Below are 14301 nucleotides of genomic sequence, written 5' to 3' on the forward strand. Positions count from 1 at the left end.
GCTAGCCGCTATTTCGCGGCTTTCTTGTCCTTCCGAGCCGGTCTGGGTGTCACCGCCTTCACTGCATCATCAAGCAGCGCTTTGCCCATCGCCGTTAAATAGTGCGCGGCCCAGGCATGACGGTCGGTGTCTCTTACGTAGGCGGCGTCTTCCGTGAACGCCTTGGCCAGGAACAGAAAATCAGAGGCCTGTGCCAATGCATCACTCACAGGAACTCCAGCGCTGACGTGGAACATCGCTTTTCCTGAGCAGTAGATGGGGGTGAAGCCGATGGTTTTTGCTTCTGTTGGTTCGCTCATTGATCACCTCCATAGACGCAAAGGTGAATAGGTGACGAACAGCACCGCGCAGAAGGCAGGTGCGTGAGAGGCTTTATTTCGAACGGATTTAGTTTGTTCATTATCAGTTCCCTTGATTAGAAGAACTGCCACTTCGCTGTCTCAAAAGCGGGGTGGCAGCGGTGCGTGGTGTGAGACCCGGCAATCAAGGTAACCGGTAGGCCCGAAAGCCTCCCACGCACAGCCGCCATAAAACCTAATCGCTGACGAAAAAAAAACGCCGTAATAGGTTCTGTGGCGCTTTGCGCCTTGATTGTCCCCGGGGTCTCACGCCCGGTCGCTGAATGTGCAGCGACGTCTGGAGAGTATCCCGACAAAGATAGGAGCAACAAGGCGGTAGCTTGCTGAAAAGCACAGTAACGCGCTTCCTTACGCAACTCTCGGATTTTGCCTACAACTTCATCGAGAGTCACCCGGATATTCTGCACCGACCCCACTCCGACATGGCGCATCCCGCTCATTAGCTATCATGCAATAAAGAGCTAAATCACCGGATCGCGGGGAAGAGCATGAACAGATGGCGGCGGCTTTGGTTGATTATCAAGCTGATAGCAGCTGTTGCGGCCTGCGTGGCCGTTGCTGTTCAGGCTTTTCTCTACATGCTGGAAAGCTCCGATGCCGTGCAGATTCACCCTTTGAGCATACTGGTTGTCGGGCTGATCTTTGGCTTCATAACTTTCGGGCTGCTTTCACTGATTGAAAGGGGTGTGTCGGGATTGGTGGCCCAGATCATTTCCAAACCTCATGCCGAACCTCAGAGCGATGCCGGTGCAGCACCGGAACGGCCATTGACCTTTCCAACTGAAGACCCCACTCATCTAAGAAACCTGTGACGCTGACGCTCGTCAGCTTCGAAATAGAATCGCGTGGAAAGGTCTCACAACCATAATTCCGGGCTGACACAAACAAGCGAATCGTCCTACTTTCTACGCGGATACGTCCGAGATTGATCGAAGGTATATTCGTTTTTCAGCGAAGACATCAGTCATGACTTCGTGGTCGAGCAGGTGGCTGGACGTTACGCACCATCTTCTGGTTGATCGGTTAATCGATGATTCATTCCCTCAAGGAGGAGGTAGCGATGTACAGCAGCAGTGAAGATAGTTTTCAGAATGATGATCAGACCGGGGTATCACGAGGCAAGCCGATGCCTGGGGATCTTTATCTGGATACCGGGCGGTTGGCCAATATTTTCAAAGCGCGAATAAAGAATACCGAGTGCCCGTTCTGTGAACATGATGAGTGGGAGTTGCCACTCCAGGTAGGGGCGACGGGTGTAGGGTTGCCTTGGGCGTGTGGCAAAGAGTATTTACGCTCTGGCACGCCGGCGGTGATGCTTAACTGCACTTACTGCGGATTCATTCGCCTGCATTCGCTCAGTGTGCTGGCAGATATCGTCGTCGAAGACGGCAGCAAAACCGTTGCGCTGGAGGTCTGCGATGAGTGAACCTTTTGTGCTGGTAAACCTTGATGAGCATTACCCTGACCGCTTTTCGAGCAACAAAAGAAGTGGCGGGGAAGAACATGGACGAAGACCACCAGGTCCTCCAGGAGAAAACCCATTGGAACCGCGAGTATCCAAACTTGAAACGCATATCGAATGCGTCCGGCGCGACCTCGGTGACCTTCGCACTGATTTTCGTGAGCAGCGGCAAGAAGCTCGAACGGATTTTCGGGAGCACCGCAAAGAAGCTCGAACGGATTTTCGTTTACTGTTCGGCGCGTTGATCACCACGGCGCTGGGCTTGGCAGCCATGATGGGAAAAGGGTTCGGGTGGTTGTAAACGAACGAACAAAAAACCGGCCTGACGCCGGTTTTTTGCAGTGGTCGAGCCACCTGAATCTTTCAAGTACCGAGACGGCGGCCGAATCCTCAAAACGAAGGCGGTGTAATCACCCAGATCACCACCGCATCTACATCTCCAGGGTTCCCATACCGATGCGGTTCCTGACTCGAAAAGCTGAAACTATCCCCCTCACTCAGCTGGAAATACCGCTCCCCCACCCACAGCTCGAAACTTCCCGACAGCAAATACCCAGCCTCTTCCCCTTCATGGCTGTAACTCTGCTGACTGTAAGTCCCGGGCGGAAACCGTGAATGCAGCATTTCCAGTTGCCGATTGGGCTGCGGTGTCAGCAGCTGATCCACAATCCCGTCCTCATAGTGCACGCTCATCCGAGTGTGCTTGCGCACCACAACGCCGTTATCTTCAGGCGCGGTATTGCCCTCGCTGGCAAAGAACCACTGAATGGTCACACCCAAGCTACGAGCAATATTGAACAGCGCAGGAATCGACGGATAAGCCAGATTCCGCTCCAGCTGACTGATATACCCCGCCGTCAGCTCGCTCATCTGTGCCAGTTCCGCCAGGGTCATGCCTCGACGTTTGCGCAACCCACGAATCCGTGTGCCGAGAAAATGCGGTGCTGCCGTGGCGCTGTCCTGTGTGGGCGCGCTGCTGGCAGGCGGCATCTTGCTGCTGTTGCTCATGGCGTGCTCCAAAACCGGGGATTGTGTAAAAGCCCCGGAGTATAAAACAGCCTCAAAGTGTCCAGGCGACTTTCAAGCCCTCGTAGATGGCTTCTTCGGCGGTGCGTGGGGCGAGGCAGTCGCCGATGCGGCGAAATTCCACCAGGCCTTGCAGTTCGGCGCCCAAGGTGTCGACGGGTTGATGGCCCTGGCAGAGCACCAGTGTGTCGATGTTTTCGAAGAGCATCGGTTCGCCGCTGGCGGTGTGTTGCAAGTAGACGGTGGTGTCGTCGCAGCCATACAGGCGGGCGTAGGGGGTGATGGGGATGCCGAGTTTGTGCAGCTCGCCGGCCAGTTGATCGCGCACGTACAACGGCAGGTTTTCCCCGCAATGGGTGCCGTTGACGGCGAGTTGCACCTGGTGCCCGGCGCGCACCAGACGTTCGGCGATGCCGGGGCCGATCCAGTCGGCGCGCCAGTCGACGACCACCACGGAGCGGCCGATTTGCACCTCATCGCGCAACACTTGCCAGGCATCCACGACCTGCAATTCGCCGCCGCGCTCGAAGGCTGGCCAATACGGTTCGGCGCCCGTAGCGACGATCACCATGTCCGGGCGTTCGCGTTCGACCAACGCCCGATCGACCCGGGTGTTGCGCACGACGCGCACGCCGGCCAGTTCCATTTCCCGCTGCAGATTGGTGCTGGCGCCACCGAATTCAGCGCGTCGAGGCAGCAATTGCGCCAGCAGAACCTGACCGCCGAGTTGCGAGCTGGCTTCGTAGAGGGTCACGTCATGTCCGCGCTGGGCGGCGACGGCGGCGGCTTTCATCCCGGCCGGGCCGCCGCCGGCGATCATGATGCGTTTGCGTTGGGCGGCTGGTTGCCGCTGGCCGAAAATCAGTTCGCGCCCGGTTTCCGGGTGCTGGATGCAGGAAATCGGCAGGCCTTTGTGGAAGTGGCCGATGCACGCCTGATTGCAGGCGATGCAGGCGCGCACATCCTCGACGTGGCCAGTGTCGGTTTTGTTGGGCATTTGTGGGTCGCAGATCAGCGCGCGGGTCATGCCGCACACATCGGCCTGGCCGCGAGCGAGGATCAGTTCGGCTTCCTGCGGCTGGTTGATGCGCCCGGTGACGAACAGTGGAATCGACAGGCCGGCCTTGAAGGTGCCGGCTTCCTTGGCCAGATAAGCGGCTTCGATCGCCATCGGCGGCACGATATGCACGGCGCCGCCTAATGACGCCGAGGTGCCGGCGACGATGTGCACGTAATCCAGAAGCGGTTGCAGGGATTGCACGGCGGTAAGGGATTCATCCTCGGTCAGCCCCTCGGGGTCGCGTTCGTCGGCGGAAATACGCAGGCCGATGATGAAGTGTTCATCAGTGTTGGCGCGCACGGCGGCGATCACTTCGCGCAGGAACCGCAGGCGCTGTTCCAGCTCGCCGTTGTAGTCATCGGTGCGACGGTTGACCCGCGGATTGATGAATTGCGCCGGCAGGTAGCCGTGGCTGGCGACCACTTCCACGCCATCGATTCCGGCCTGATACAGGCGCCGGGCGGCGGCACCGTAACCGGCGACAATCTCGTCGATCATCGCTTTATCCAGCGCCCGAGGCATCACCCGGAAACGCTCGTTGGGCACCGCTGAAGGCGAGTAAGCGACAGCCAGCAAGCCATCGCTGGACTCCATGATTTCCCGACCCGGATGGAAAATCTGCGACAGCACCACGGTGTCGTGGGCATGGCAACTGTCAGCAATTTTTCGATAGCCCTCGATGCACGCGTCGTCAGTGGCCATCAGCACGTGTGAGGTGTACCGCGCGCTTTCATGCACACCGGCCACTTGCAACACGATCAGCCCGACACCACCCTCGGCCCGCGCGGTGTGATAGGCGACCAGTTGCTCGTTGACCAGGTTGTCGGTGGGCATCGAGGTGTCGTGACCGCTGGACATGATGCGGTTTTTCAGGCGTTTGCCGCGCAGCTGCAAGGGTTCGAACAGGTGCGCAAAAGCAGGGGACGAGGTCGGCATGGGACGGGTACTCCAGGCAGGCTGAAGCCGAAAGGCCGGATTTTCGGCGTTGTTATTATTTGCCTATAGAAATTTACCTGTAGTAAAAAATCAACTTGTTTTTTTACTAGCGCTCGCAGTAGATTCATTTGGCGCCCGGACCTGGGGCGAACCTCACAACAATAAAAAAGGGTCACGTGGACGTTTTCCGCGTGGCACCTGCAAGAGGAACCACTGATGAAATCGAATACGCTCAAGCACGGTTTTTATCCCTTGTTGCTGTCCCTGGCCATGGGCCTTGGCAGCGCTCAGGCAGCGCCGGACATGGTGGTGGTGGGTTACGGCGGCGCCGGCCAGAAAGCCCAGGACGTGGCGTTTTTCCAGCCGTTCAGCGTCGCGGATCACAGCAAGCTGATCCAGAGTGAGTACAACGGTGAGATGGCGCGGATCAAAGTGATGGTCGACACCGGCAACGCCGATTGGGACGTGGTGCAGATTGAAGGCCCGGACCTGATGCGCGGTTGCGATGAAGGCATGTATGAAAAACTCGACTGGAAAAGCCTGGGGCGCGTCGAGCAATTGATTCCCGATGCGGCTCAGCCTTGCGGTTCTGCTGCACTGGTGTGGAGCGTGGCGATTGCCTACGACACGCAGAAACTGGCGCAGGCACCGACCTCCTGGGCGGACTTCTGGGATGTGCAGAAAATCCCCGGTAAACGCGGGCTGCGCAAACGTGCGGTGTACAACCTGGAGTTCGCCTTGCTGGCCGACGGGGTGAAGGTCGAGGACGTTTATTCAGTGTTGAACACGCCAAAGGGTGTCGACCGGGCCTTCGCCAAACTTACCGAACTCAAACCCTATATCCAGTGGTGGGAGGCCGGCGCGCAACCGGCGCAATGGCTGACGGCCGGGGATGTGGTGATGACCTCGACGTACAGCGGACGTGTGGCTGCCGCTGCGCAAAGTGGCAGTCATCTCGGGCTGGTCTGGCCGGGCAGTCTGTACGGCATGGATTACTGGGCGATCATCAAGGGCTCGAAACATGTCGATCAGGCCAAGCGTTTTATCGCGTTCGCCAATCAGCCGGACGCCCAGGTCAAGTATGTCGAGCAGATCCCTTATGGGCCGACCAACACTGAAACGGCGGCCAGACTGGACGGCAAACTCGCACAATGGGTGCCCACCGCGCCGCAGAACCTGAAGGGCGCGCTGTCGATGGACGTGGCGTTCTGGGTCGATCACGGCGAAGAACTCGAAGAGCGTTTTAATGCCTGGGCCAGCAAGTAATCCGTAATCGGCTGGACGTTTCACGGCGTCCGGCCTTACTGTTTTGCGCAGTCGATCAGCCTGGAGAACCACAACAATGAACGAGATCGCCAACCACCTGCGCAGCGCGACGGAACAGCGTCTGCGCGAAGAGCTGGCCGCGTGTTACCGATTGATCGCGCACTTTCGCATGACCGATCTGATTTTCACCCACATCTCGGTGCGCCTGCCGGGGCCTGAACATCACTTTCTGATCAATCCGTACGGGCTGATGTTCGATGAAATCACCGCGTCCAATCTGGTGAAAATCGGTCTTGATGGTCGTGCCGTAGAGCCGTCGCCGTACCCGGTGAATCCGGCGGGATTTGTGATTCACAGCGCCATCCACGGTGCACGTGGAGATGCGCAGTGCGTGCTGCACACCCACACCCGATCCGGTTGCGCGGTCGCGGCGTTGAAATGCGGGTTGTTGCCGGTGAATCAGATTTCCATGGAGTTCTATGGTCGGGTTGCCTATCACGACTATGAGGGTGTGGCGCTGGACATGAGCGAGCAGCAGCGTCTGGTGCAAGACCTTGGCGACAAGCCGGTGCTGATGCTGCGTAACCACGGTTTGTTGACCGTTGGCGAGACCGTGAGCCAGGCCTTCTTGCGCATGTATTACCTGGAAAAAGCGTGTGAAATCCAGCTCGCCGCGCAGGCGGCGGGTGAGCTGGTTTTGCCGCCGAGCGAGGTGTGCGAACACACCGAGCGTCAGTTCAACGATCCTGGCCGTCCGCTGGACGAGGGCGAGCTGAGCGATCCTGATGCGATGCAGTTGGCCTGGGCGGCGCTGTTGCGATTGCTTGAGCGGGTGGCGCCGGGATATCGGGACTGACCTGGGTTTTTGAATGGATGGGCTGACGCCATCGCGAGCAGACTCACTCCCACAGGGTTTCTATGGCGTGCAACTGACTAGAGACTTGCCTCCCTCTTGCTGTACAGTCGTTCAGCCCGCGGATTGTCTAGCCGCGCCCTAAACGATTGATCCACGGAGAGTGTCGCGCATGAGTCAGGAAGCCCGTTTTTCCCGCATGGAGCCGGAGTTGCGCAAGGCCAACCTGATCGAAGCCACGCTGGTTTGCCTCAAGCGCCACGGCTTCCAAGGCGCGTCGATCCGCAAGATTTCCGCCGAGGCCGGTGTCTCGGTCGGGTTGATCAGCCATCATTATTCCGGCAAGGATGAACTGGTGGCCGAGGCCTACCGGGCGATTACCGGTCGGGTCATGAGTTTGCTGCGCGAGGCGATGGAGCACGCAGCGCCCAACGCCCGCGAACGCTTGTCGGCGTTCTTTCGCGGGTCGTTCTCCGCCGAACTGCTCGACCCGCAGCTGATCGATGCCTGGCTGGCCTTCTGGGGCGCGGTGCGCACGGCGGAGTCGATCAACCTCGCGCACGAGCATTCCTACGGTGAGTACCGCGGCATCTTGCGCAAGGTCCTGACCGAGCTGGCGCAGGAGGAGGGCTGGGAAAACTTCGACGCCGATCTGGCCGCCATCAGTCTCAGCGCGTTGCTCGACGGTTTGTGGCTGGAGTCGGGCCTCAACCCCGGCACCTTTACCCCGGAGCAAGGCATTCAGATTTGCGAAGCCTGGGTCGATGGATTGCAGGCCGGCGGTCGCCAACGGTTTTGCGTCCAGACGACGGGCTGTTGATCGGTCGTTCAGCTGTCGATACTCTCTGGCGCCAAGGCAACAAAACACTCTAATAAGAAACACGCCTTCGGGCATACGCGGGACACCTAGCGATGACTCCTCGGGTACTGATCGTCGATGACGATCCGCTGATTCGCGAACTGCTGCACGCCTACCTGTCACAGGAAGGTTATGAAGTCCACTGCGCGGCCACGGCGGAGCTGGCCGAAACCTTTCTGGCGACTCAGACGGTTGATCTGGTGATGCTCGATATCCGCCTGCCGGGCAAGGATGGCCTGACCCTGACACGGGAGCTGCGGGTCCGTTCGGAAGTCGGGATCATTCTGATCACCGGGCGCAACGATGAAATCGACCGCATCGTCGGCCTCGAATGCGGCGCCGATGACTACGTGATCAAACCCCTCAACCCACGCGAGCTGGTGTCCCGGGCGAAAAACCTGATCCGCCGGGTTCGTCACGCGCAGGAGCCCCAACCGGTAGCGGCCATCGCGAAACCGGTCAAGCAATTCGCCGACTGGGCGCTGGACACCGATCGGCGACGGCTGATCGACCCCTCCGGCAGCGAAACCCTGCTGACCCACGGCGAATACCAGTTGCTCAGCGTGTTCCTGCGCAACAGCGGCCACACCTTGAGCCGCGATCAATTGATGGACCAGATCCGCAACCGCGAGTGGGTGCCCAATGATCGCTCCATCGACGTGCTGGTCGGACGCTTGCGGCGCAAGTTGCACGACGACCCGGCTGAGCCGCAACTGATCATCACCATCCATGGCGCCGGTTACCTGTTCACCGCCAGCGTGGCGGCCTGAGTTTTATGTGGCGGGTGTTTGCTTTGCTGCTGGCGCTGGTCGCGGACAGTGCGATGGCGGCGGAAAAGATTCGCTACTGCGACTATCCGGTGTACCCGCCGATCTCTTGGAGCGACGGTAAACAAGTTCGCGGCCTGGCCCCGAGCGTGGTGAAAAACCTGTTCGAAAAACTCGGCTACGAAGTGGAAATCATCGTGCTCGGCAACTGGAAACGCTGCCTGCTCGACGCCGCCGAAGGTCGGGTCGATGTAGTGTTGGCCTACAACACCGCGCAACGCGAGCAGAGCATGATTTTTTCCACGGTGCCGGTGCTGCGTGAAGAGGTCGCGTTGTTCATCAATCGCCAGCGTCCGGTGAAATTCGAGCGTCTGGAGGACCTGGCCAATTACCGTGGCGGGCTGTTGTTCGGTGAAAGTTACGGCGTGGAATTCGACCGCCTGGTCGCACAACACCAGAACATCGAATGGGTCTCTGACAGCCGCCAGAACTTCGGCAAACTGATTCGCGGGCGCATCGACTTCATCACCTCGGAGCGACGCACCGGCGAGCTGTACGTCGAAAATCTGCCGGGCGCACAAGACATCGTCGCATTGCCCACGTCTTTGAGCGTGGACTACCTGCGGATTGCAGTATCACGCCATTCTCCTCTGGCCAGCCGCATGCCGGACATCGATGCGCAACTCCAGCGCATGGTCGATGCCGGAGAGGTCGACCGTTTGCTCAACGAAAGCGAAGTCACCTACCGCGACATGATCAACCTGCCGGCGAATTCGAAATGATCCGCGCTCGGCCCGGTGGACTGTTGCGGCGTCTGCTGCTGTTCATTCTGTTGTTCAGCCTGTGCTTCACCGTGCTGGCGAGTACCGTGCAGTTGTACTTCGAATACCGCCGCGAAATGCGCGACATCGACTCACGCATGGAACTGATCCGCGCCGGTTATCTGGCCAGTCTGGAGCGCAGTCTCTGGGATTTAAACCAGGAGCAATTGAATGTGCAGTTGCGCGGCCTGGTGGATTTCTCCGACGTGGCGCGAGTGCATCTGACCAGCCCTGATTTCGATCTGCTGCATGGCAGCGCGGACCCGGTCGGGCCGCTGCGCATCGAGCGTTTTCAACTGGAGTATCAGCCGCCGTCCGGGCCGTTGCGGCATTTGGGGCAGTTGGAAGTCAGCACCGACCTGGGCGCCGTGCATCAACGTTTGTACGCCACCGGTTTGACCAGCCTGCTGTGGATGAGCGTGTTTTTGTGCGGGCTGGCGGTGACGCTGTCGGGACTGTTTTATCGGCTGGTCACGCGGCACCTGCAAGTCATGGCCGGTTTTGCCCGACGCATCGCTGCCGGTGACTGGCACGAACCCTTGCAACTGGACAAACGCCGCAGCGCTAACGAGGACGAAATCGATACCGTGGCCCATGCGCTGGACGACATGCGCCGGGCGATTCTCAGCGACATTGACCGCCGGGAAAGCGATCGACTGGCCCTGCAAGACAACCGCGATGAACTACTGCGAAGGGTCGAACGCCGCACCGCCAGTCTGATGCGCGCCAAGGACGAAGCCGAAGCGGCCAACCTCGCCAAGTCGCGCTTTCTGGCGACCATGAGCCACGAGTTGCGCACACCGCTGAACGGCATTCTCGGCATGGCTGAATTACTGCGCGACGCCAACCTGAATGCGCGCGACGGCAAACGTCTGGATGCGCTGTCGAAGGCCGGCGAAGGGTTGTTGTCGATTCTCAACGAAGTGCTGTATTTCGCTCGACTGGAGGAGGGCGTCAGCCACCCGGAACCGGTCGACTTTTCCCTTCGGCCGTTGCTCGACGAGGTGCTGACGCTGCTGGAACCGCGCGCGCTGAGCAACGACACGACGCTGCACTGCCGGATCGATCCGCAGGTCGCCGACCGGCACCATGGCGCCGAACAATTCTTGCGTCAGGTGTTGAGCAACTTGCTGGCCAACGCGATCAAGTTCACCGAAGGCGGTCAGGTCAAAGTGGACGTTGCGCTTCTGGCTCCAGTCCCCGAACAAACCGGGCAACGCCTGCGCGTGAGCGTGACGGACAACGGCATCGGCATCGCTCCGGCGGTGCAGCAGAAGATGTTTGAACGCTTCACTCAAGCCAGCGAGGAAGTGGCGCAACGCTTCGGCGGCACCGGGCTCGGATTAGCCATTTGCAAACATCTGGTGCAGCAGTTGGGCGGGCAGATCGGCGTTGAAAGTGACGTCGGGCGGGGTAGTTGTTTCTGGTTTGAGCTGACGTTGCAGCCGGCGTCTACCGGGATTGCCGAACTGCCAATGCACCACGAGCCCGGCCAGTCGATGAAGATTCTGGTGGTCGAGGACGTGGCGCTGAACCGCGAAGTGGTCAGCGGTTTGTTGCACCGGGACGGGCATCAGGTCTGGCTCGCCGAAGACGGCGAGCAGGCGTTGACGCAATGCGTCGGGGAGACGTTCGATTTGATCCTGCTCGATGTGCACCTGCCGGGCATCAGCGGCGTCGAGTTGTGCACACTGATCCGCCGTACCGAAGGCCCGAACCGCCACTGCCGAATCTTCGCCCTGACCGCCAGCGTGCAGCCGGCGCTGGTGCGCGGTTATCTGGATGCCGGGATGGACGGCATTCTCGCCAAACCGCTGAAGCTCGAAAACCTGCGTCAGGCGCTGGCCGGGCATTCACCCACACCCGCGCCGCAGCCTGATGACGAGGCGATGGACTGGCCGCTGCTGGACACTCATCGCACCTTGCTCGGTGAGCAGAAACTCCAAGGCTTGCTGGCGGTGTTGCGCGACTCCATCAGCCAGCATCGCGAAGCGATCACGGAAGCGTTCGAGGCCGACGATTGCACCGAAGTCGCTCATCTGGCGCATCGCCTGGCCGGCAGCAGCGACTCATTGGGCTTTCGGGCATTGGCCACTGTGCTGCGTGCGCTGGAAGAGGCCGCCCTGGCCAACGACGAATCAAGGTTGCGGGCATTGGCGCCGCAGGTTCATGCGCACTTGCAGCGTTCGCAACAGACGTTGGCCGAGTTGTTGCAGCGCTGACGTACAAGTTCGTTACGACTTTTTACAACTTCGATCTTTACGGTCAACGGGAGCTTACATGGCCTTCCAATAATCGAGGCAACCGCCACAGCGCGGTCTTCGAAGCTTATTGGAGATAATAATAATGAACTGCCGTAAAGCTGATCCCTCCTCGCGCCACGCGCACCTTGCTGATTATTGAGGTGCGGACATGAGCGAATCTACCGAACGTAAAGGCATCCAACTGACCCGCGCTTTAAAGAGCCGGCACATTTTCATGTTGTCCCTGGGCGGCGTGATCGGCACCGGGCTGTTCATGGGCTCCGGGGTGACGATCAATCAGGGCGGGCCGGTGGGGGCGATTCTGGCCTACCTGGTCGCCGGCTTTCTGATGTACCTGGTGATGGTGTGCCTGGGCGAACTGTCCGTGCAAATGCCGGTGTCCGGCTCGTTTCAAACTCACGCTACCAAATTCATCGGACCGGCCACCGGCTTCATGATCGGCTGGGTGTACTGGATGAGTTGGGCGACCACCGTGGGCCTGGAGTTCACGGCGGCAGGCATGCTGATGGAGCGCTGGTTCCCGACCATTCCGATCTGGTACTGGTCGGCGCTGTTCGTGGTGGTGTTGTTTGGCCTGAATGCGCTGGCGACGCGCGCTTTTGGTGAGGCGGAATACTGGTTTTCCGGGATCAAGGTCGCGGCGATCCTCGGGTTTATCGTGGTCGGCGTGCTGGTGATTTTCGGCGCGATCCCGCTGACCAGCGGCGCACCGGCGCCGATGATGAACAACCTGATTGGCGACTCGCTGTTTCCCAACGGCTTGTCAGCGGTGTTCGCGGTGATGATGACCGTGGTCTACGCCTTCCAGGGCTGCGAGATCATGGGCGTGGCCGCCGGCGAAACCGATCAGCCGGAAAAAAGCATCCCGCGCGCCGTTCGAAACGTGGTGTTTCGCGTGTTGATTTTCTATGTGCTGGCGATCGTGGTGCTGTCGGCAATCGTACCGTGGCAGCAGGCCGGGTTGATGGAAAGTCCGTTCGTGCAGGTGTTCGACATGGTCGGGATTCCTTATGCGGCTGACCTGATGAACTTCGTAATCCTCACCGCGATTCTGTCGGTGGGTAACTCCGGCCTGTATGCCTCGACGCGCATTCTGTGGGCGATGTCGAAGACCGGCATGGCGCCGAAAAGTCTGTCGCCGTTGAGCAAACGCGGCGTGCCGTTGCGGGCGCTGAGCATCACCTTGTGCTTTGCGCTGGTGTCGTTGATGACCAGTTTCGTCGCGGCGGACACGCTGTTCATGGTGCTGATGGCCGTGAGCGGCATGTCGGGCACGGTGACGTGGATCGTGATTGCGCTGGCGCAGTACAAGTTCCGCAAGGCCTACCTGCGCGATGGCGGTAAGCTCAGCGATTTGAAATACCGCGCGCCGTGGTTCCCGCTGCTGCCCCTGACATGCATTGCGTTGTGCTGTTCGCTGTTTGTGTTTTTGGCACTGGATGAGACGCAGCGGCCTTCGTTGTATTGGGGCTTTGGGTTCATCGCGGTGTGTTATGGCGCGTATTTCCTGATTCACCGCAAGCGTCAGGTGGTTTTGGCGCCGAGTGCTGTCTGATTGATTGTGTATGTCCGTTTGATCGTTCCCACGCTCCGCGTGGGAATGCATCCTGTGATGCTCCGCGTCACACGCAGTGGTGAATTCTGGACAGGGTAGTGGCTAGTTAGTAGCATCCGCCGCATACGGATTTTCTACTGCGCGTCGATCGACGTGGGCCTATCAAGGAATCGAAATGCACACATTCACTCATGGCGATAAAACCGTTGTTTTCACTGTCTTGAGCGGTGAGGTGGTGGGCAGCGAGAAGCTCAGTGAGACGCGTGTGACGACCACGGGCGGCGTTCCTGTAAACGGTAAGGACGGGGATCTGACGCCGGTTCGCGTCAGTTCGGTGTCGATCATCAATCATGAGTTCTGGGTCAAAACCGCGGACGGTGTCGAGCACGATGTGAAGTTGCGTGGCGTAGATGTTCCATTGCGCACCGGTCAGGACATCTCGTTGATCAGTGCCTTGAAAAAGGACGGTTCGCCCCTGCACACCCTCCTGCTGAACCACTCGGCGTCCAAGCGCTGGGTGCTGCGTGACGCGGGCGTGTTGAATACCGAGTTGGAGTTGACGCCCTTCAACTGGAAGACCGTGCTGATCGTCTCCGGCTTGTGTGTTGCCGGTATTGCCACCGCCGGGCTGGGCCTTCTGGCGGCGGGTGGTTACCTTTGCTATGCGTTGTATCAGGGTTCCCAGCGCAAGAAACTGCTGATCAGCGACCTGAAGGCCTACCTCGAAAAGTTGGACACCCTGGTCGCCAGTCGCGGTCGGGTGCCAAGCCCTGTTCAAGCTGAAAGCCGGGTCGAGGCCGAACTCGCCTTCGAACTCGACAGCCCAGCACCCGCGCAAAGCGCTGCCGAACCTGAAAGCCCTGTGCTGAACAGCGACAGCGTGCACCGGGCGCTGTCGCGCAATCTCTGAAAGACATGTCCTGAGAGCCTCTGCGCAAAACACAAGTTTTGCTTCGACAGTGGAACGCAGAGCGTCCCTGGCGGCATTCCCAGGCAGAGCGTGGGAACGATCTAAAGCATTGCGTCGCTCTGCTTTTTTGGGAACGGGTTTGCTCGCGAAGCTGTAGATCTTG

The 14301-nt window shown here is 59.5% G+C and carries 14 protein-coding genes; 11 read left to right on the top strand and 3 right to left on the bottom strand.

Annotated features, from left to right (window positions below; all coding sequences use genetic code 11):
• Positions 1-8: 8 nt before the first annotated feature.
• A complete protein-coding gene (locus tag DJ564_RS08105; protein ID WP_109628407.1) occupies positions 9-299 on the bottom strand; it encodes a DUF3077 domain-containing protein in 291 nt (96 codons plus the stop codon).
• Positions 300-847: 548 nt separating this feature from the next.
• Here DJ564_RS08105 and DJ564_RS08115 point away from each other — a divergent pair.
• The 3 genes from DJ564_RS08115 (at position 848) to DJ564_RS31940 (ending at position 2066) form a co-directional block, all read left to right on the top strand.
• The gene (locus tag DJ564_RS08115) at positions 848-1171 is read left to right on the top strand and encodes a hypothetical protein (RefSeq protein WP_109628409.1); all 324 of its coding nucleotides are present in this window, start codon (positions 848-850) and stop codon (positions 1169-1171) included.
• 248 nt (positions 1172-1419) lie between these two features.
• The gene (locus DJ564_RS08120) at positions 1420-1785 is read left to right on the top strand and encodes a hypothetical protein (protein ID WP_109628410.1); all 366 of its coding nucleotides are present in this window, start codon (positions 1420-1422) and stop codon (positions 1783-1785) included.
• A 23-nt stretch (positions 1786-1808) separates the two neighbouring features.
• Complete coding sequence (locus tag DJ564_RS31940) at positions 1809-2066, top strand: hypothetical protein (RefSeq protein ID WP_162556185.1); 258 nt, start codon at positions 1809-1811, stop codon at positions 2064-2066.
• Between the two features lie 145 nt (positions 2067-2211).
• Here DJ564_RS31940 and DJ564_RS08130 read toward each other — a convergent pair whose 3' ends face one another.
• Both DJ564_RS08130 and DJ564_RS08135 read right to left on the bottom strand, forming a co-directional pair.
• On the bottom strand, positions 2212-2811 hold the full coding sequence (locus DJ564_RS08130; protein ID WP_162556264.1) for a cupin domain-containing protein: 600 nt from the start codon (positions 2809-2811) through the stop codon (positions 2212-2214).
• Positions 2812-2881: 70 nt separating this feature from the next.
• Complete coding sequence (locus tag DJ564_RS08135) at positions 2882-4843, bottom strand: FAD-dependent oxidoreductase (RefSeq protein WP_109628413.1); 1962 nt, start codon at positions 4841-4843, stop codon at positions 2882-2884.
• A gap of 216 nt (positions 4844-5059) precedes the next feature.
• On the opposite strand from DJ564_RS08135, the gene DJ564_RS08140 reads away from it, so the two are divergent.
• From DJ564_RS08140 to DJ564_RS08175, 8 genes are all read left to right on the top strand, one after another.
• Positions 5060-6109: an ABC transporter substrate-binding protein gene (locus tag DJ564_RS08140; RefSeq protein ID WP_109628414.1), complete on the top strand. Its 1050-nt coding sequence runs from the start codon at positions 5060-5062 to the stop codon at positions 6107-6109.
• A 76-nt stretch (positions 6110-6185) separates the two neighbouring features.
• Positions 6186-6965 (top strand): class II aldolase/adducin family protein, encoded by a 780-nt coding sequence (locus DJ564_RS08145; RefSeq protein ID WP_109628415.1) that lies wholly within the window; start codon positions 6186-6188, stop codon positions 6963-6965.
• Between the two features lie 169 nt (positions 6966-7134).
• Positions 7135-7782, top strand: coding sequence for a TetR family transcriptional regulator C-terminal domain-containing protein (locus DJ564_RS08150; protein WP_109628416.1), 648 nt, complete (start codon positions 7135-7137; stop codon positions 7780-7782).
• Positions 7783-7874: 92 nt separating this feature from the next.
• The gene (locus tag DJ564_RS08155; protein WP_109628417.1) at positions 7875-8591 is read left to right on the top strand and encodes a response regulator; all 717 of its coding nucleotides are present in this window, start codon (positions 7875-7877) and stop codon (positions 8589-8591) included.
• Positions 8592-8596: 5 nt separating this feature from the next.
• Positions 8597-9370 (top strand): ABC transporter substrate-binding protein, encoded by a 774-nt coding sequence (locus tag DJ564_RS08160; RefSeq protein WP_109628418.1) that lies wholly within the window; start codon positions 8597-8599, stop codon positions 9368-9370.
• On the top strand, positions 9367-11631 hold the full coding sequence (locus DJ564_RS08165) for an ATP-binding protein (protein WP_109628419.1): 2265 nt from the start codon (positions 9367-9369) through the stop codon (positions 11629-11631). Before DJ564_RS08160 ends, DJ564_RS08165 begins: the two co-directional genes overlap by 4 nt.
• A 190-nt stretch (positions 11632-11821) precedes the next feature.
• A complete protein-coding gene (locus tag DJ564_RS08170; protein ID WP_109628420.1) occupies positions 11822-13228 on the top strand; it encodes an amino acid permease in 1407 nt (468 codons plus the stop codon).
• A 175-nt stretch (positions 13229-13403) separates the two neighbouring features.
• On the top strand, positions 13404-14138 hold the full coding sequence (locus DJ564_RS08175; RefSeq protein WP_109628421.1) for a hypothetical protein: 735 nt from the start codon (positions 13404-13406) through the stop codon (positions 14136-14138).
• Positions 14139-14301 lie beyond the last annotated feature (163 nt).

The sequence above is a fragment of the Pseudomonas sp. 31-12 genome (assembly GCF_003151075.1).
GTDB lineage: Bacteria > Pseudomonadota > Gammaproteobacteria > Pseudomonadales > Pseudomonadaceae > Aquipseudomonas.

Bases quoted from the DNA above. Each gene is read 5' to 3' on its own strand.
- DJ564_RS08105 (WP_109628407.1), bottom strand. From the start codon at position 299: ATGAGCGAACCAACAGAAGCAAAAACCATCGGCTTCACCCCCATCTAC.
- DJ564_RS08115 (WP_109628409.1), top strand. From the start codon at position 848: ATGAACAGATGGCGGCGGCTTTGGTTGATTATCAAGCTGATAGCAGCT.
- DJ564_RS08120 (WP_109628410.1), top strand. From the start codon at position 1,420: ATGTACAGCAGCAGTGAAGATAGTTTTCAGAATGATGATCAGACCGGG.
- DJ564_RS31940 (WP_162556185.1), top strand. From the start codon at position 1,809: ATGAGCATTACCCTGACCGCTTTTCGAGCAACAAAAGAAGTGGCGGGG.
- DJ564_RS08130 (WP_162556264.1), bottom strand. From the start codon at position 2,811: ATGCCGCCTGCCAGCAGCGCGCCCACACAGGACAGCGCCACGGCAGCA.
- DJ564_RS08135 (WP_109628413.1), bottom strand. From the start codon at position 4,843: ATGCCGACCTCGTCCCCTGCTTTTGCGCACCTGTTCGAACCCTTGCAG.
- DJ564_RS08140 (WP_109628414.1), top strand. From the start codon at position 5,060: ATGAAATCGAATACGCTCAAGCACGGTTTTTATCCCTTGTTGCTGTCC.
- DJ564_RS08145 (WP_109628415.1), top strand. From the start codon at position 6,186: ATGAACGAGATCGCCAACCACCTGCGCAGCGCGACGGAACAGCGTCTG.
- DJ564_RS08150 (WP_109628416.1), top strand. From the start codon at position 7,135: ATGAGTCAGGAAGCCCGTTTTTCCCGCATGGAGCCGGAGTTGCGCAAG.
- DJ564_RS08155 (WP_109628417.1), top strand. From the start codon at position 7,875: ATGACTCCTCGGGTACTGATCGTCGATGACGATCCGCTGATTCGCGAA.
- DJ564_RS08160 (WP_109628418.1), top strand. From the start codon at position 8,597: ATGTGGCGGGTGTTTGCTTTGCTGCTGGCGCTGGTCGCGGACAGTGCG.
- DJ564_RS08165 (WP_109628419.1), top strand. From the start codon at position 9,367: ATGATCCGCGCTCGGCCCGGTGGACTGTTGCGGCGTCTGCTGCTGTTC.
- DJ564_RS08170 (WP_109628420.1), top strand. From the start codon at position 11,822: ATGAGCGAATCTACCGAACGTAAAGGCATCCAACTGACCCGCGCTTTA.
- DJ564_RS08175 (WP_109628421.1), top strand. From the start codon at position 13,404: ATGCACACATTCACTCATGGCGATAAAACCGTTGTTTTCACTGTCTTG.